At 72.3% G+C, this 15,748-nt stretch carries 17 protein-coding genes; 7 read left to right on the top strand and 10 right to left on the bottom strand.

The genetic code is table 11. From position 1 onward, the window contains the following. Positions 1-26 precede the first annotated feature (26 nt). Positions 27-1,613, top strand: a complete 1,587-nt coding sequence (dacB, locus tag ACGFH8_RS13770; protein WP_393366908.1) for a D-alanyl-D-alanine carboxypeptidase/D-alanyl-D-alanine-endopeptidase — start codon at positions 27-29, stop codon at positions 1,611-1,613. A 45-nt stretch (positions 1,614-1,658) separates the two neighbouring features. On the opposite strand, the gene ACGFH8_RS13765 is transcribed toward dacB, so the two are convergent. From ACGFH8_RS13765 to ACGFH8_RS13755, 3 genes are all read right to left on the bottom strand, one after another. Continuing rightward, positions 1,659-1,988: a hypothetical protein gene (locus ACGFH8_RS13765; protein ID WP_393366906.1), complete on the bottom strand. Its 330-nt coding sequence runs from the start codon at positions 1,986-1,988 to the stop codon at positions 1,659-1,661. A 102-nt stretch (positions 1,989-2,090) separates the two neighbouring features. After that, on the bottom strand, positions 2,091-2,987 hold the full coding sequence (locus ACGFH8_RS13760; protein ID WP_393366904.1) for a hypothetical protein: 897 nt from the start codon (positions 2,985-2,987) through the stop codon (positions 2,091-2,093). Between the two features lie 200 nt (positions 2,988-3,187). Further along, positions 3,188-3,781, bottom strand: a complete 594-nt coding sequence (locus ACGFH8_RS13755; protein WP_393366902.1) for a pentapeptide repeat-containing protein — start codon at positions 3,779-3,781, stop codon at positions 3,188-3,190. Between the two features lie 98 nt (positions 3,782-3,879). Between ACGFH8_RS13755 and ACGFH8_RS13750 the strand changes: the two genes are divergently transcribed. Further along, positions 3,880-5,112 (top strand): serine hydrolase domain-containing protein, encoded by a 1,233-nt coding sequence (locus ACGFH8_RS13750; RefSeq protein ID WP_393366900.1) that lies wholly within the window; start codon positions 3,880-3,882, stop codon positions 5,110-5,112. 33 nt (positions 5,113-5,145) lie between these two features. On the opposite strand, the gene ACGFH8_RS13745 is transcribed toward ACGFH8_RS13750, so the two are convergent. Together ACGFH8_RS13745 and ACGFH8_RS13740 are read right to left on the bottom strand one after the other, a co-directional pair. Further along, positions 5,146-5,610: a PPOX class F420-dependent oxidoreductase gene (locus tag ACGFH8_RS13745; RefSeq protein ID WP_393366898.1), complete on the bottom strand. Its 465-nt coding sequence runs from the start codon at positions 5,608-5,610 to the stop codon at positions 5,146-5,148. Positions 5,611-5,652: 42 nt separating this feature from the next. Next, the gene (locus ACGFH8_RS13740; RefSeq protein WP_393366896.1) at positions 5,653-6,291 is read right to left on the bottom strand and encodes a DUF6642 family protein; all 639 of its coding nucleotides are present in this window, start codon (positions 6,289-6,291) and stop codon (positions 5,653-5,655) included. A gap of 314 nt (positions 6,292-6,605) precedes the next feature. Between ACGFH8_RS13740 and ACGFH8_RS13735 the strand changes: the two genes are divergently transcribed. Next, on the top strand, positions 6,606-7,385 hold the full coding sequence (locus ACGFH8_RS13735; RefSeq protein ID WP_393366894.1) for a D-Ala-D-Ala carboxypeptidase family metallohydrolase: 780 nt from the start codon (positions 6,606-6,608) through the stop codon (positions 7,383-7,385). Positions 7,386-7,478: 93 nt separating this feature from the next. Here the strand turns inward: ACGFH8_RS13735 and ACGFH8_RS13730 are convergent, their stop codons facing one another. From ACGFH8_RS13730 to ACGFH8_RS13715, 4 genes are all read right to left on the bottom strand, one after another. Further along, on the bottom strand, positions 7,479-7,832 hold the full coding sequence (locus tag ACGFH8_RS13730) for a hypothetical protein (protein WP_393366892.1): 354 nt from the start codon (positions 7,830-7,832) through the stop codon (positions 7,479-7,481). 145 nt (positions 7,833-7,977) lie between these two features. Then, complete coding sequence (locus tag ACGFH8_RS13725; RefSeq protein ID WP_393366890.1) at positions 7,978-9,402, bottom strand: ATP-binding protein; 1,425 nt, start codon at positions 9,400-9,402, stop codon at positions 7,978-7,980. 101 nt (positions 9,403-9,503) lie between these two features. After that, entirely contained in the window at positions 9,504-10,277 is a 774-nt protein-coding gene (locus ACGFH8_RS13720; protein ID WP_393367107.1) for a response regulator, read from the bottom strand. Next, on the bottom strand, positions 10,256-11,509 hold the full coding sequence (locus tag ACGFH8_RS13715; protein WP_393366888.1) for a sensor histidine kinase: 1,254 nt from the start codon (positions 11,507-11,509) through the stop codon (positions 10,256-10,258). The genes ACGFH8_RS13720 and ACGFH8_RS13715 overlap by 22 nt, the downstream gene beginning before the upstream one ends. A gap of 132 nt (positions 11,510-11,641) precedes the next feature. Here ACGFH8_RS13715 and ACGFH8_RS13710 point away from each other — a divergent pair, with 132 nt between their 5' ends. From ACGFH8_RS13710 to ACGFH8_RS13695, 4 genes are read left to right on the top strand one after another with little or no spacing between them, the layout of a single operon-like run. Continuing rightward, entirely contained in the window at positions 11,642-12,538 is an 897-nt protein-coding gene (locus ACGFH8_RS13710) for an ABC transporter ATP-binding protein (protein ID WP_393366886.1), read from the top strand. After that, positions 12,535-13,332 carry an ABC transporter permease gene (locus ACGFH8_RS13705; RefSeq protein WP_393366885.1) on the top strand — a complete coding sequence of 266 codons (798 nt, stop codon included), beginning with the start codon at positions 12,535-12,537 and terminating at the stop codon, positions 13,330-13,332. The genes ACGFH8_RS13710 and ACGFH8_RS13705 overlap by 4 nt, the downstream gene beginning before the upstream one ends. 2 nt (positions 13,333-13,334) lie before the next feature. Beyond that, on the top strand, positions 13,335-14,084 hold the full coding sequence (locus ACGFH8_RS13700) for a hypothetical protein (protein WP_393366883.1): 750 nt from the start codon (positions 13,335-13,337) through the stop codon (positions 14,082-14,084). A 32-nt stretch (positions 14,085-14,116) separates the two neighbouring features. Beyond that, positions 14,117-14,680: an SOUL family heme-binding protein gene (locus tag ACGFH8_RS13695; protein WP_393366881.1), complete on the top strand. Its 564-nt coding sequence runs from the start codon at positions 14,117-14,119 to the stop codon at positions 14,678-14,680. A 60-nt stretch (positions 14,681-14,740) separates the two neighbouring features. Here ACGFH8_RS13695 and ACGFH8_RS13690 read toward each other — a convergent pair whose 3' ends face one another. Then, positions 14,741-15,739 (bottom strand): hypothetical protein, encoded by a 999-nt coding sequence (locus tag ACGFH8_RS13690; RefSeq protein ID WP_393366879.1) that lies wholly within the window; start codon positions 15,737-15,739, stop codon positions 14,741-14,743. Between the last annotated feature and the right edge of the window lie 9 nt (positions 15,740-15,748).

Raw genomic sequence — 15,748 nt, 5'->3', positions numbered from 1 at the left:
AACACACCTCATGACAGCATCGGCGCATGCATCGCCGTCACTTTTCCCGGGCCCTCGCGCTGCTCACGCTCGCCGCCGTCGCGGCCACCGCCGGAGCGCCCGGCGCCACGGCCGAGTCGCCCACGCCCGCGACGACCCGACTGAACGCCACAATCGACACGATCCTCGCCGACGCCCGGCTTGCCGGCGCGCAGGCGTCGGTGGTCGTGCTCGACACCAGCACCGGCCAGACGCTCTACGACCGCAACGGTGACCGCCGGCTGATCCCGGCCTCGAACACCAAGCTGCTGACCTCGACGGCGGCCCTCGAACTGCTCGGCCCCGGGCACCGCTTCAGCACCGACGTACGCGCCACCGGCAAGCGCCGCGCGGGCCTGCTCTCCGGCAACCTCTACCTTCGCGGCGGAGGTGATCCGACGATGCTCGCCACGGACTACGACGCGCTCGCCGCGCAGGTCGCCGCCGACGGCGTGCGCGTGGTCGCCGGCAACCTGGTCGCCGACGACACCCGCTACGACCAGACCCGGCTCGGCCCCGACTGGACCTGGGACGACGAGCCCTACTACTACGCCGCCCAGGTGTCCGCGCTCACCGTCGCGCCGAGCACCGACTACGACGCGGGCACCGTGATCGTGAGCGCCACCCCGGCAACGCGGCCCGGCGCCGCACCGGTGATCAGCACCACCCCGCCCACCGCGTACGTCCGCATCGACAACCGCGCCCGCACGGTCACCGACGGCGCGACCTCGATCTCGATCGAGCGCGTACACGGCGACAACACGATCGTGGTGAGCGGTCAGATCGCCGTCGGAAACGAGCCCGTCAGCGACTGGGTGACAGTCGAGGAGCCCGCCGGCTACGCGGCCGACGTGTTCCGGGCGGCGCTGCACCGGCACGGCGTCCGGGTGCTCGGCCGGACCGTGCTCGGCCAGCCCACCCCGGAGACGGCCGACCCGGTGGCGCGGCACGAGTCGATGAGTCTGGGTGAGCTGATGACGCCGTTCCTCAAGCTCTCCAACAACGGCCACGCCGAGGTGTTGACCAAGGAGATCGGCCGGGTCCGCTCGGGGTCGGGCACCTGGACGGCCGGACTGACCGCGATCAGCGAGTACGTGGCCGACGCCGGCCTGGACACCGGGAAACTGCGCCAGCGCGACGGGTCCGGGCTGTCCCGGCGCAACCTGGTCCCCGCGACGGAGTTCGTCGACCTGCTGAGCGCCATCCGCGCCGAACCGTGGTTCGCCACCTGGTACTCGGCACTGCCGATCGCCGGCCAACCCGACCGGTTCGTCGGCGGCACCCTGCGCAGCCGGATGGCGAACACGCCTGCGGCGGGCAACGTGCACGCCAAGACCGGCAGTCTGACAGGTGTCTCCGGGCTCTCCGGCTACGTCACGAGCGCCGACGGCCGGTTGTTGGCGTTCTCCATCCTGCTGAACAACTACCTGGCGGCGTCGGTCAAGCCGTTGGAGGACCAGATCGCCGTGGCGTTGGCGGGATACCGCGAGGACGGGGCGGCCAGCGCGGCACGGATGGCACCGCCGGCGGTGCCGGAGACGCCCCGGACCCCGGAGGGCGTCGAGTGCTCCTGGGTCAAGCCGATCACCTGCTGAGCGAGTGCCGGGAGGCGTATCCGCGCCTCCCGGCCGGCCGCACGGTCAGGCCGGACGGTCCGGTGGGGGGACCACCGCCGTCGGGTCGCCCCGCTCGATCAGCGCGTCGATGTCGGCGGCCCGCAGCCCGCGCAGGGTGAGCACCTGGGTGCCCCAGCGGTGCAGGCGGCACGGGTGCGGGCTGGCATCGTTGCGGCAGACCACTCCGCCGGACCACCGCTGGGGGGCGTGCACCACCACCGCCCGCACCGCGAACTGGGTGTCCTCGCAGGTCACGTACGGCGGCAGGGGAATGTCGCGGAGCACCTCCCCGGACACTTCATCGGCACCGGACCTGGCGGCGCGACGGACGCGGTGGACGGTGCTGCTGCTCATCTCCGCTGCCTCCACACTGGATAGTCGGATGGGGACAGCAGAAAGTTACGACCTCTTCGACAGTGCGCGACGGACAAACTGTCCCGCTGTGCGATCGATCGGTCAGCGCACCGCCACGGCCTGGAGGCCGACGTTGCCGCAGTGCGGGGTGAAGACCTTGTCAACGGTCCAGGTCAGCACCAGTCGGGCGGTCTTCGGCGCGGCGAACCGGACGGTGAACTGGGCGCTCCGACTGGTGTACGGGTCCTCCAGCACCGCGGTGCTGGCAGGCCCACCCGTGGACAGGCGTGCCACCAGCCGACCCCGAGCCATCCAGGTGCCGCCGTAGACCTGGACCGTGCGCGGCTCGCCGCTGCCGGCGACGGCGAGACTGAACCCGTTGCCGGCGCCGCAGGTGTAGACGCCCTCGGAACTGTCGTTCGCCGAGCGCTGCGACGCGCCGTCGGACCAGCGGACGTACTCCTGGTTGCCGTCCCAGCCGACCCGGGTGCCGGCGCCGCCCGCGTCGACGATCTCCCCGGAGCCGGCGCGCTTGCGGACCGTCGAGGTGCCCCCGCGGGACCCCCAGTGCATCCAGTCCCGGGCGCCCACGGCGGTGAGGTCGACCTCGGCGGGCATATCGGCCTGGGTCACCGACAGCACCGGGGACCCGGGTGACGCGGGCGGCGCGGCGGACGCGCTGGTGGGGGGAGGCGGGTCGGGCGAGGGTGGGCGCTGACGCGGAAGCAGACCCGGCATCGCCGGCCCCGCGTCACCGGTGCGCCCGTCGGTGGCCGGGTGCGCGGCGGAACGGGCGGCGCCGGCGGGCACCTCCCCCGCGCGGCCCGCCTGGTCGTCGCCGGGCTCCGGGTCGGACCGACTGGCGAGGTACGAGACCAACAGCACCAGGCAGACGAGTACGGCGCCGCCCTCCACCGCCCAACGCCGCCGCTGCCGGGCACGGGCGACCCGGCGCAGCCCGGCGCGGGTCTGCGTCCTCGTGTGGTCGTCGTCCGCCACCGACCCCTCCACCTCCACCGCCCCGGCTGCCATCGACCGTCGCGAGCCGTGCCGTCCACTGTGGGTCGTTTCACGTGTGCACCGGTGTGGACGACACGCTAGATCCGGAGCGCCGGACGTGTCCAGCCCGCGACCGGACGCTGTCGGACGGCCCGGCCCGCTCGAACGGGGTACGGACTGGATCGCCGGCGCCTCTCGCGTCAGCCGATCCGGAAGCCGAGCAACTGGGCGATCACGATGGCCTGCTCGGCGTCGACGATGGCGCCCTCCCGCTCGACGACCGTCGGGTCGAGCGCGGTGAGGTCGCTGCCACGCAGGTCGGCGCCGCCGAGCCGGACATTGAGCAGTTGCGCTCCGGACAGGTCGACGCCGGTGACCGTGGCGCCCGTGAGATTGGCCCGGGTCAGGTCCACCTCGCGCATCCGCACCCCGGTCAGCCGGACACCGCGCAGGTCGGCGCCGGGCAGCGCGACGAAGGACCAGTCACCGCCGTCCACCACCATCGGACGCGTGTCGCACTCGACGAAGGTGCTGCCGACCAGCTTGCAGCCGACGAACTCGGCCTCGAAGAAGTTGCACCGCCGGAAGACGCAACGGGTGAAGGCGGAGTCGACGTGCCGGGAGGCGTTGAACAGCACGTTGCCGAACGTGCAGCCGGTGAAGACCGCGCCCCGGCTCACCGCCTCCGTCAGGTCCACACCGAAGAACTCGCAACCCACGAAGTGCCTGTCGACCAACTCCTCGCCGTACCAGTCCTCGTTGCGGAAGGTCACGTCCTCGGTCAGCTCCGGCATCCGGCCAGGCTAATCGGCACAGGCGTCGACAGGTGCGCGGGTGCGGCCGGTGGCGGCCCCCTTCCGGTCTCGGCGTACCGGCTAGTAGGTTCGGCGGCGTGAGTGTGGCGCGAAGCACGGACCCGGATCAGATCGGTTTCGACCCGACGCGGTTGGCGCGGATCGACGAGCACTTCGGCCGGTACGTCGACGACGGCCGGCTGGCCGGTTGGCAGGTGGTGGTCACCCGTCGTGGCGAGGTGGCGCACTCCTCGACGTACGGGCTGGCCGACCGGGAGTCGGGCGCGCCGGTCGAGGCCGACACGCTCTGGCGGATCTACTCGATGACCAAGCCGGTCACCTCGGTCGCGGCGATGATGCTGTGGGAGGAGGGCCGGTTCGAGCTGACCGACGAGATCAGCCGCTGGCTGCCGGAGTTCGCCGACCTGCGGGTCTACTCCAAGGGGTCGACACTCAAGCCGTTCACCGTGCCGGCGACCGAGCCGATCCGGGTCTGGCACCTGCTCACCCACACCGCCGGGCTGACGTACGGCTTCCTACAGACCTCGGTGGTCGACGGGCTCTACCGGGCCGCCGGTTACGACCTGCACCCGCCGGACGACGTCGACCTCGCCGGCGCGTGTGCGGCCTTCGGCGAGCTGCCGCTGCTGTTCCAGCCCGGCTCCGCCTGGGGCTACTCGGTCGCCACCGACGTGCTCGGCCGGCTCGTCGAGGTGATCTCCGGGCAGAGCCTCGACGCGTTCTTCGCCGACCGGATCTTCGGCCCGCTGGGCATGACCGACACCCGCTGGTGGGTGGACGGCGACGAGGCCGGGCGGCTGGCCGCGCTCTACGTACCGGACCCGCGCAGCGGCCGGGCCGTCCGCCACGACAGCGTCGGGGCGCGCGCGTACCGCAAGCCGACCCTGTTCTCCGGCGGTGGCGGTCTGATCTCCAGCGCCGCCGACTACCACCGCTTCACCCAACTGCTGCTGCGCGGCGGGACACTGGACGGGGTCCGGCTGCTCGGGCCGCGCACGGTGCGGTTCATGACCCGCAACCACCTGCCCGGTGGTCAGGACCTGGGCACGCTGTCCACCGGCGGCTTCGCGGAGACGACCCTGGACGGGATCGGCTTCGGCCTCGGGTTCGCGGTGGTCGAGGACCCGATCCCCAGCCGGGTGCCGAGCAGCGTCGGCGAGTTCTACTGGGGTGGGGTGGCCAGCACCGCCTTCTGGGTGGACCCGGCCGAGGAGGTCACCGCGCTGCTGTTCGCCCAGCTGATGCCGTCGAGCACCCACCCGCTGCGCTCCCAGCTGCGCCAACTCGTCTACGCCGCCCTGGTCGACTGACCGGTACGACCGCCGAGCCGCTCGGCGCCGGCCTCAGTCGGCGAGGCGGGCCGGGAAGCCTCCGGTGGCGATCGGGCCCCAGGCGTCGATGGTGACCCGGATCAGTGACTTGCCCTGGCGCACCATCGCCGCCCGGTAGTCGTCCCAGTCCGGGTGCTCGCCGGAGATGCTGCGGAAGTAGTCGACGAGCGGCTCCACCGCCTCGGGCAGGTCGAGCACCTCGGCGGTGCCGTCGATCTGCACCCAGGGGCCGTTCCAGTCGTCGCTGAGCACGCACGCCGAGACCCGCGGATCGCGGCGGATGTTCGTCACCTTGGCCCGCTCGGGGTAGGTCGAGACCACCAGCCGGCCCTGCCCGTCGATCCCCGCCGAGACCGGGGAGGACTGCGGGCGACCGTCGGCCCGGGTGGTCATCAGCACGACGCGGTGCCGCGGCCGGAGGAAGTCGAGCAGGCTGTCCCGGTCGACCCGGGTGTTCCGTGCGATGCTGCGCGCCATCCCCCGTTCCTACCAGGGCGCGGGCGGAGCGGCGGCGGCGGGTCAGTGGGGCCGGGCCGTGGAGCGGCGCGCCGCCTGGGTGGGCACCCGGGGGCGGCCGGAGGGACGCCAGGAACGGCCGTTGGCATAGATCACCCGGAAGCCGAGGTACGAGGCGAGCGGCGCCCAGTGGGCGGAGCCCATCCGCAGCTCGGCGGCGTTGTGCCGCTGACCGTTGGCGAGCACGTCGAGCAGGACGGTTTCGAAGGCCGCCGATTCGACCCAGTCCACCTCGCGGCTGAACCCGCAGATCAGCGCCGCCCCGGTGACCTCCAGGAACTCGCGCAACACCGCGTCCGAGGCGCGCAGCACCGAGCAGCTGCCGAAATAGAGTCGCCGCCCCTCGGCGCGGCCGGCCATCAGGTCGGCCACCTCGTTCAGCTCCACGGACTGCCAGTCGGTGAGGCAGAGCCGGCTCGGCTCGCCGTGCATGGCGAAGAAGCCCACCCGGTGGTCGGCGTACTGCTTGAGCAGCCAGCGGTCCAGGAAGTAGAACAGCTCGTCGCGCGTGGCCGCGTCCTTGTGGATGAAGCGGATCTTGCCGAGCCGCTCCAGCAGCTCAAGGGTGGGCAACACGGAACCCCGCTCGTTGAGGTCCCGGTGCCACTGACCCTCGACGCAGAAGACGCCACCGCGTGCCACGTGCACCTCCGCCAGTCCGCCGTCCGGGGCTGACGTTACCGCCCGCCGATGGCCACGGAACATCACCCTCGGTGTCGTTGATTGCGACGTTCGGTGTGCTTGGTCATGGTTGGGCCCGGCAGGGGCGATCGGTGGGGAATGGCTGTTTCGTAAATCAGCCTAATTGCCAGCCAATACCCAGGGACGACAGTTTGTGAGGACGATTCTCGTTAATCACCTCCAACGGCCCCGATGAGTGTCAGGGTGGAAATCGCGGGACTTCTCGGTCGATGTCCTGGAGCCACCCCATTCGCTCTCCTATCGGGAGGACTTCTGTGCGCGTAAACACCTTGAAGCGAGTCGCCGTCGCATTCGCCCTGGCGCTGCCCGGGGCAGCAATCGCCACGGTGGTCGCCGCGCCGGCGGCACACGCGGACGGCTGTTACACCTGGAACCGCAACCTGTACCAGGGGCGCTCGGGCGACGATGTCCGCCAGTTGCAGATCCGGATCGCCGGCTGGGCCGGCTACCGCGACATCGTGGAGAACGACGGCCTCTTCGGACCGAAGACCGCCGCCGCGGTCAAGCGGTTCCAGCAGGCGTACGGGCTGCGTGCCGACGGCGTCGCCGGCCCGCAGACCTACACCAAGCTGTACCAGCTACAGGACAACGACTGCACGCCCGCGCACTTCAGCCACAGCGAACTGGACGACGGGTGCGGCGGGTCCGGTTACAGCGGTGGCCCGCTCTCGGCGGCCCAGACCCGGCAGAACGCGCTGCGCACCATGTGGAAGCTGGAGGCGCTGCGCAAGAGCCTCGGGGACAAACCGCTCGACGTGTCCAGCGGCTTCCGCAGCCGTGCCTGCAACAACCAGGTCGGCGGCGCGTCCGACAGCCAGCACCTCTATGGCAACGCGGCTGACGTCACCCCGCGGTCGTCCACGCTGTGCCAGGCCGCCCGCAGCGCCCGCAGCAACGGCTTCAGCGGGATCTACGGGCCGGGTTATCCCGATCACGACGACCACGTGCACGTCGACTCGCGTCGAGAGAACAACAGCGACGACACCTCCAACACGACGAACTGGTCAGCGCCGGACTGCGGGGTCGGCAACTGAGCCATCCGCCACGCGCGTGACGTCGGCCCGACGCGGAGGGGATCTTCGCGCCGGGCCGGCGTCCTGTCGCCCCGGGGTCGGGCGGACGGGTGCTCAGCTCGCCCGGGGCCAGCGCGGCGCGGTGACCGGGCGGGTCACCGGCCGGCCAGCGGCGGCGGGCCGTACTCCGGGCGGGACGGCCCGCGCGGCCTGCTGCCGCGACGGCCCGGTCGCCGTGAAGGGGAAGGGCACGTGCACGAACGGGTTGCCGTGCCGGATCACCGCCTCGATCTGCCGCTCGTTGAGCCCGTGTGTCTCCAACACCCGTCGCCCCCAGCGGTGCAGGCGGCACGGGTAGGAGGCGCCGTCGTTGCGGCACAGCGGCCCCGTGGGCCACTCCTCGGCGGTGTGCACGACCACCGCCCGGACCGCGAGCCGAACGTCCTCCGGGGTCAGCGGTGCCGGCATTGGCACCTCCCCCAGTACCTGATCGATGGGATCCGTCGACTGCTCACCAACTCGCACGGCAGGCCTCCCGCAGCTCGGCAGCGGTACGGCGGACTCACCGCACCGACATCCTCGGCCATGGGTACGGCCGGCACCCGACGAAAGTTCAATCCCGGTACGCGCTAAGCAGATCCTCCGGCGACAAAACGTTCAGCCCGTCGACGGAGGTGCCGCTGCGCGCCACGGCAAGTGTGGGTACCGACTCGTCGGCACCGGGCAGCTGGGACCGGTGCAGGAGCAGCCGGCCGAGGTCATGCGCGTCGAACGGCCGGTTCTCCTGCCATTTGATCGACCCGACGAAGCTGATGCGCCGAGCGACGGGCTCCCGGTCGGCACCGACTATGTCGATTTCCGGATCGTTTGTCCGGGTCCAGTAGCCACCGACCGTCGCTGCCTCCGCCGGCAGGTGCTCGCCGGGCAGCCGGCGCAGCGCCTCACGAACGACAGGTTCGATGGCCCGCCCTCGCCAGGACGTCCAGGACCGGAGGATCCGGGCCAGGGTTAGATCACCCCGTCCCCGCTCGATCTCGGAAAGGTGTGGGCCCAGGAAGGACAGCCAGAAGCGCAGGTACGGATCAGCCACCGTGTACCGGGTTTCCCGCGAAGGCCTGGTGGACAACGGAACCGTGACCTCCACGGCCCGCTTCTGCGTCAGCAGGCGCAGGGCGCGGTTGAGCGACGCCTGCGGAAGATCCCCCGCCGCGCGGGCGATCAGCGAGAAGGTCCGCTCACCGGAGCCGATGGTCCGCAGCACCAGACCCGCCTGAGACTGGGGCGGAAACTCCGCAGCCAGCGCCCGTTCGCCGCTGACCAACAGGGCCGAGGTCGGGTCCCGTACGGCGTCGGCCAGATAGTCATGCACCGACACGCCGGTCGGCCACTCGTCGAGGATCAGCGGCAAACCACCTGACACCAGGTAGGCGTCGAACGCGTCGGCGGCGGACAGGTCCAGCATGTCGCGAACGTCGGCCGGGCTCAACGGCGGGATAACCATCTCGGTGGCCCGCTGGTGGAACGGCCGACCGTAGTCGTTCAGGGCCTCCATCATCGCCAGATCCGATCCGACACAGATCAGCAGGACCGGCCGTCGGGAAAGCTCACGATCGAAGATCTTCTGCAGCGTCCCCTCGAAGCCCGGGTCGCCCGCGATGAGGTACGGCATCTCGTCGAGGACGACGACGCTCGGCCGGTCGATCGGCAGCGCGGCGGCGAGCAGGCTCAGCGCGGCATCCCAGGTCTGTGGTTGCTGCTCGCGAAGGAGCTGTGCGCCCGGCAGCGTCGAGGCTGCCGCCTCCTCTACGAAGAGAGCGAGGTCGGCGGCGACGCTCGGCTGCGCGGAGGCGGTGAAGAAGAGGTACGGCACCTCGGCGCGCTCCACGAACTCCTCAACCAGCCGGGACTTGCCCACCCGTCGGCGACCGCGCATGAGGAGTGCGCGACCCGGCCGACCAGCCCTGCCGCCCCGTTGCACCCGAGCGAGCATGCCGCTCAGGAGCTGAAGCTCACGGTCCCGACCGACAAAACCGTCCACGACCACCCCTGAGACAACCAACGATGAAACAACCAAGTTTGAGTGTAACCTCATACGTGTTGTCGCGATCGGCGGTTGCCCCGGTACGACCGGCGGCAGGCTCAGACCAGGCCGGCGTCGTGCACGAGCAGGGCCACCTGGACCCGGTTGTTCAGGTCGAGCCGGGTCAACAGCCGGGAGACGTACGCCTTCACCGTCGCCACGCTCATGAACAGCTCCCCCGCGATCTCCGCGTTGGTCTGCCCCCGCCCCAGGGCGACCGCCACCTGCCGCTCCCGTTCACTGAGCCCGGTGAGCAACCGCAGCGCCCGCTCCCGGCGCGGGTCCGGGCCGACCGGGCCGGGAGTGGCGGCGGTCACGTGGGCGATAAGCGTCCGGGTCACCGTCGGGGAGAGCGTCGCCTCCCCGGCCGCCACCCGTCGCACGGCGTGCACGATCTCCGCCGGCGGGGTGTCCTTGAGCAGGAAACCGGCAGCCCCGGCGCGCAGCGCCCGCAGCACCTGCTCGTCGGCGTCGAACGTGGTCAGCACCAGCACCTCCGGCGGGTGCGGCTGGGCGCGCAGCGCCTCGGTGGCGGTCAGCCCGTCCACCCGTGGCATCCGGATGTCCATCAGCACCACGTCCGGGGCGTACGCGGCGACGGCGGCCGGGACCTCGCTGCCGTCGGCCGCCTCGCCGACCACCGTCAGGTCCGGCAGGCCGCCGAGGATCATCGAGAGGCCGGCCCGGACCAGGGCGTCGTCGTCGACGATCAGCACGCGCACCGACGGCACGACCGACTCCGGCCCCGACGGCCCGGCCACACCCGAGGGGCCCGTCACACCTGACGGGCCAGCCACGCCCGACGGCCCCGTCACGCCGGCCACGGCAGCCAGGCGGCCAGCCGGAAGTCGCCCGCGTCGTCCCGACCGTAGGCCAGCCGACCGCCGGCCAGGGTGACCCGTTCACTGATGCCCACCAGGCCGGTGCCGGCACCCGGCAGTGTGCCGCCGGCCGGTGTGCCGACCGGCCACCGGTTGCCGATCGCCACGGTCAGCCCGTTGCCCGGCCCGCCGGCCACGTCCACGGTGACGGCCGCGCCGGCCGCGTGCTTGCGGGCGTTTGTCAGCCCCTCCTGCACGATCCGGTACGCGGCCCGGCCCAGCGCCGCCGGCACCTCCCCCGACCGGTCGACGATGTCGCTGACGTTGACGTTGACGCCGGCCGAGCGCGATTCGGCGATCAGGGCCGGCAGGTCGGCGAGGGTCGGCTGGGGTGGCTCCGGGGCATCGCCGTCGGTGCTGCCCGAGGCTCGCAACACCCCGATCACCTCCCGCAGGTCCTGGAGGGCGGCGTGCGCGCTGCCCCGGATCACCCCGGCGGCACGGGCCACCTCGTCGGGCGGTGCGTCCGGGCGGAACTCCAGCGCGCCCGCGTGCAGGCTGAGCAGCGAGATCCGGTGCGCCAGCACGTCGTGCATCTCCCGGGCGATCCGGGTGCGTTCGAGGTGGCGGGCCTGGGCGACGCGGAGCTGCTGTTCGGCCTCGGCCCGCTCGGCGCGCTCGCGCAGCGACACGATCAACTGCCGGCGAGCCCGGACGAACATCCCCCAGGCCAGCACGGCGAAGCTGAGCACCACGCCCCACGACGCGGTGGCCCAGTACGACATGTTCGGGTCCGGACGCAGCCAACTGAAGACCAGGTTGGTGACGAGGCCGGCGCCGGTGACCGCGATCGCGATGGCGGTCCGCCGGTGGACCACCACCGTGAAGTAGAAGATCAACAGTGGGATGGCCGAGGCAATCGAGAACAGCGACAGTGGCGTCGTGGCCACCAGCAGCCCGAGCGGCCAACGGCGGCGCAGCCAGAGCAGCCCGCAGCAGACCAGCCCGAGCAGCGCGTCCGCGGCGGTCATCCAGCCATGCGGCAGCGGGAGGGCGATCGTCGGGTGGGGCTCCAGGGCATCGGCGGTGGCGAACAACACCCAGAGCAGGCAGACCAGGAACGCGACGCTGTCCACGATCCAGTCGCGGGTGGTGCGGCGCGGACGCCCACGCCCGTGGTCAGCCGGCACCACCAGCTCCCCCGGCAGCAGCCAGGGGTGCTCCGGGACGGCGAGGCTGGTCACGGCCCCATGCTAGGCAGCCGACGGGCACCACGACCAGCTACCAAAGTCGAGACCCCTTCCTCGACCAAGGTCGACGCGGCACCGACCGGTGGCCGCAGCGGATGGCCGGGCGGCGCGGGCAGGCTCATCCGCATGATCACGGTAGAGAACCTCACCAAGCGATATGGGCCACACCCGGCCGTGGACGACGTGTCGTTCCAGTGCGAGCCGGGCACCGTCACCGGCTTCCTCGGCCCCAACGGCGCCGGCAAGTCCACCACCATGCGGATGATCTGCGGGCTCACCGCGCCGAGCGCCGGCCGCGCCACCGTCTCCGGACACCCGTACCGGGAGCTGCCCAACCCGGGGCGGGAGGTCGGCGTGCTGCTGGACGCCTCCGCCCAGCACGCCGGGCGCACCGGCCGCGAGGCGTTGACGCTGTCCGCGTACACGATGGGTCTGGACCGGCGTGAGGTCGCCGCGAAGCTGGACCTGGTCGGGTTGAACGCGGTGGCGGCGAAGCGTCGGGTACGGGCGTACTCGTTGGGCATGCGCCAGCGGCTCGGGCTGGCACAGGCGCTGCTCGGCGACCCTCGGGTGCTGATCCTCGACGAGCCGGCCAACGGCCTGGACCCGGAGGGGATCTTCTGGATGCGCGGCCTGCTGCGCGACTTCGCCGACCGGGGCGGCACCGTGCTGCTCTCCTCCCACCTGCTGCGCGAGGTGGAGGCGGTCGCGGATCGGCTGGTGGTGATCGGGGGCGGCCGGATCGTGGCCCAGGGCAACAAGAACGAGCTGCTGGCCGGTGGCGGCACCGTGGTCCGGGCCCGCGACGACGCGGCGCTGCGCCGGGCGCTGGAGACGGCCGGGTTGAGCGCCGCCGACAGCTCCGAGGGGCTGCTCGTGCAGGCCGACGCCGAGGCGGTCGGCCAGGCCGCCGCCGATGCCGGCGTCGCGCTGGCCGAGCTGCGGCCCGCCAGCGGCGGTGGCCTCGAACAGCTCTTCCTCACCCTGACCGCCGGCGAATCCACCAAGGAGGCCGTCCGATGACCACCACCACCGCGCCCGCCGCCGGCGCCGTCGCGCCCCGGCACCACAGCCCGGTACGCCGTCCGTCGCTGCTCCGGCTCTCCGCCGTGGAGGTGCGCAAGCTCGTCGACACCCGGGCCGGCCGTTGGCTGCTGATCACCATCGGCCTGGCCACCGCCCTGATCGTCACCCTGCAACTGATCTATTCGAAGGACGCCGAACAGACCTTCCTCAACTTCTTCGTCCCCTCGCTGCTGCCGGTGTCGGTGCTGCTGCCGGTGCTCGGCATCCTGTCGATCACCAGCGAGTGGTCGCAGCGGACAGCCCTCACCACCTACGCCCTGGTGCCCCGCCGGGAACGGGTGGTCGTCGCTAAACTGATCGCCGTGATGCTGACCGCGCTCGCCTCGGTGCTGGCCAGCCTCGTCTTCGCCGCCGTCGGCACGCTCGTGGCGTCCGCCACCGGTGGCGCGGGCACCTGGGCGTTCGACTGGTCGCTGCTGCTGAACGCGGTGGTCATCCAGGTCACAAGCGTGTTGATGGGCGCGGCCTTCGGCCTGCTGCTGCTCAACCCGCCGTTGGCGATCGTCGGCTACTTCCTGCTGCCCACCCTCTGGGGAGTGCTCGGCGAGATGGTCAAGCCGCTGCGCGGTCCGTCCGAGTGGTTGGACACCAGCAAGACGATGGAACCGTTGTTCAGCAGCGACGCCGTCACCGGCGGGCAGTGGGGGCGGATCGTGGTGTCCCTGCTGGCCTGGATGGTCCTTCCGCTGGCCGCCGGTCTGTTCCGGACGCTGCGCCGCGAGGTGTCCTGACCATGGACATGGCCGGCAATCGACCACGCACCGTCGTCAGCGGCGGCGCGACAGAGCTGGCCGTCATGTGGGGCGGCTTCCCGCTTGTCGGCGCGGGCCTCGGATGGCTCCTCGCGGCGACGACCGGTTGGCTCGCCCGGTTGCCCTGGGTGCCGTTCGGTGACCTGGTCGAGTGGCTGGACCGGCTGCCCGAGCCGCAGGCCACCGCCGGCGCGGTCGCGGTGGGCGTCCTGGCCGGCCTGGTCGTCGCCGGGATCGGCACCGCCGAACGACTGATCGTCACCGTCGACGCGGCGCAGGTCCGACTGCGCCGCTCCGGCCAGGACCAGACGGTCGCGCGGGCCGACGCCCGGATGGTCTTCCTCGCCGACAAGCACCTGGTGCTGCTCGACGGCGACGGCGCGGAACTGGTCCGGGAGTCGACGGACCTGCCGGCCGCCACACTGGCCGAGGCGTTCCGCACCCACGGCTGGGGTTGGGCGGACGACGACCCGCACCGGTCGGCGTACCGGCTGTGGGTGCCCGACCTGCCCGGTCTGCCCGCCGGCGCGGACGCGCTGCTGCGCGCCCGCGAACGTGCGATCGAGCGGGACCGCCGCGACGACGCCCGGGAACTGCGCCGCGAGGTGGGCCGGCTCGGGGTGGTGCTGCGCGACGAGAGCAAGCGGCAGTACTGGCGGTTGACCCCGCGGGCCGTCGCCGCCGGGTCCGAGCAGCCGACTTCGGCCGAGCGGGAGCCGGACGAGCGGTAGCGTCTGTCCCAGGAGACCCTGGGAGCCGCGCGATGACCGAACAGCAGCCGTACCGGGTGGTGTCCCGACACCCCGGCTTCGAGCTGCGTCGGTATCCGGCCCACCTGGTGGCCGAGATGCAGATCCAGGCGTCGTTCAGCCGGGCGCCGATCGAGGCGTTCCGGCCGCTGGCCGCGTACCTCGGCGGCGCCAACCGCGCCCGGCACCCGATCGGGACTGCCGCGCCGGCGCTGCCCGCGGCCAGCGGCTCGGAGAAGATCGCGATGACCGTTCCGGTGGTCCAGGTGGAGGGTGAGCGGCCGGGGGCGTACCTGATCCAGTTCGTGATGCCTGTCGCCTTCACCGCCGCCACCCTTCCCGAACCTGTCGACCCGAGGGTGCGGACCCGCGAGGTGCCGGCACAACTGGCGGCGGCGATGCGGTTCTCCGGGCGGTGGACGGAGCAGGCGTTCAGCCAACGCGCCACCATGCTCGGCCGCTCGGTCACCGCGGCCGGGCTGCAACCGACAGGCGCGATCCGGTACGTGCGCTTCGACCTGCCGTGGAAGCCGTGGTTCCTGCGCCGCAACGAGGTCGTGCTGCCGGTCGTCGAGTGAGCCGCCGGCGGCCGTCCGGGCCACCGGCCGGTTGTCCGGGCTACCGGCCGGTTGTCCGGACTACCGGCCGGTTGTCCGGACTACCGGCCGGTTGTCGGTGGTCGGCCAGGCCAGCAACAGGGCCATCCCGAGTCCGGAGAGCAGCCCGCACAGCGAGACCAGCAGGTCGGAGTCGGCCGAGCTGATCGGGCTGTTGCCGGCCAGCGCGGTGAACGTCGCCCCGATCGGCAGCAGGACCAGCATGGGAAGGGCCGTGACCAGGAGGAAGGCCACAGGTCCCGCCAGCGCCGCGAGGGCGGCCAGAGCGTGGTGCCGCCAGCTCGGCCGACCGCCCGGCCAGTCCCAGGCCAGCAGGGTGACCCCGGTGAGCAGCACCGCCCCGAGGGCCATCTCCGGCAGCAGTCGCGACTCGGGCGGGACGGAACGTACCAGCCCCACGCCGAGCAGCGCCGCGACGGTGAGGCCGGCCGCCAGCCCGACGCGGGGCCCCGACCGCGCCGGGGCCGCCGCCAGCGCGGCAGCGACGGTCAGGACGACAAGCAGCGTCGCGGTGGCCAGGGCGCCCTGGTTCAACTCCGGCTCCCGGTCCGTGGGCGACTCGATGCCGGCCGCCACGATCGTCAGCACCCCGGCCACACACGCCGCGCCGGTCACGACCTTCCGATCGACGGCCGGGGGCAGGCCGCGTTCCCAGCCCACCAGGGCCACCGTCAGCACCCCGAGAACCGCACAACCGCCGACGGCGAGCAGCACCGTCGCCTGGACGCCGATCGGATCGACCCGGTCGATCGCGAGGTCGGCGGCAACCCACAGACCACCGAGCACCACGGCCGTCCGGCTCCAGTGCCGAAGACCCCGACCGGCCAGCACCAGCCCGAGCGCCACCGCCATGATCGCCATGAACCGCAGGTCGCGCGCCCAGTAGGTGTTGTTGCCGGGCAGGCGCTCCGACCACGGGCCGATCGGCTCGGTAAGCGGTTGCAGCACGGTCACGCCGAACGCCCAGAGCACGACGGCGGCGCAGGAGAGCAGCAGCCCGAGCGGCCGCGCGGATCGCATCCGTGGACG

The sequence above is a fragment of the Micromonospora sp. NPDC049175 genome (genome assembly GCF_043197345.1).
Taxonomy (GTDB): Bacteria; Actinomycetota; Actinomycetes; order Mycobacteriales; family Micromonosporaceae; genus Micromonospora.
This window is presented reverse-complemented; position numbering and strand designations above follow the sequence as displayed.

Excerpts from the sequence above, each read along its gene's own strand:
- ACGFH8_RS13745 (WP_393366898.1), bottom strand. The coding sequence starts at position 5,610 with ATGGCGCGCAGCATCGCACGGAACACCCGGGTCGACCGGGACAGCCTG.
- ACGFH8_RS13705 (WP_393366885.1), top strand. The coding sequence starts at position 12,535 with ATGACCACCACCACCGCGCCCGCCGCCGGCGCCGTCGCGCCCCGGCAC.
- ACGFH8_RS13700 (WP_393366883.1), top strand. The coding sequence starts at position 13,335 with ATGGACATGGCCGGCAATCGACCACGCACCGTCGTCAGCGGCGGCGCG.
- ACGFH8_RS13710 (WP_393366886.1), top strand. The coding sequence starts at position 11,642 with ATGATCACGGTAGAGAACCTCACCAAGCGATATGGGCCACACCCGGCC.
- ACGFH8_RS13695 (WP_393366881.1), top strand. The coding sequence starts at position 14,117 with ATGACCGAACAGCAGCCGTACCGGGTGGTGTCCCGACACCCCGGCTTC.
- ACGFH8_RS13755 (WP_393366902.1), bottom strand. The coding sequence starts at position 3,781 with ATGCCGGAGCTGACCGAGGACGTGACCTTCCGCAACGAGGACTGGTAC.
- dacB (WP_393366908.1), top strand. The coding sequence starts at position 27 with ATGCATCGCCGTCACTTTTCCCGGGCCCTCGCGCTGCTCACGCTCGCC.
- ACGFH8_RS13765 (WP_393366906.1), bottom strand. The coding sequence starts at position 1,988 with ATGAGCAGCAGCACCGTCCACCGCGTCCGTCGCGCCGCCAGGTCCGGT.
- ACGFH8_RS13730 (WP_393366892.1), bottom strand. The coding sequence starts at position 7,832 with ATGCCGGCACCGCTGACCCCGGAGGACGTTCGGCTCGCGGTCCGGGCG.
- ACGFH8_RS13690 (WP_393366879.1), bottom strand. The coding sequence starts at position 15,739 with ATGCGATCCGCGCGGCCGCTCGGGCTGCTGCTCTCCTGCGCCGCCGTC.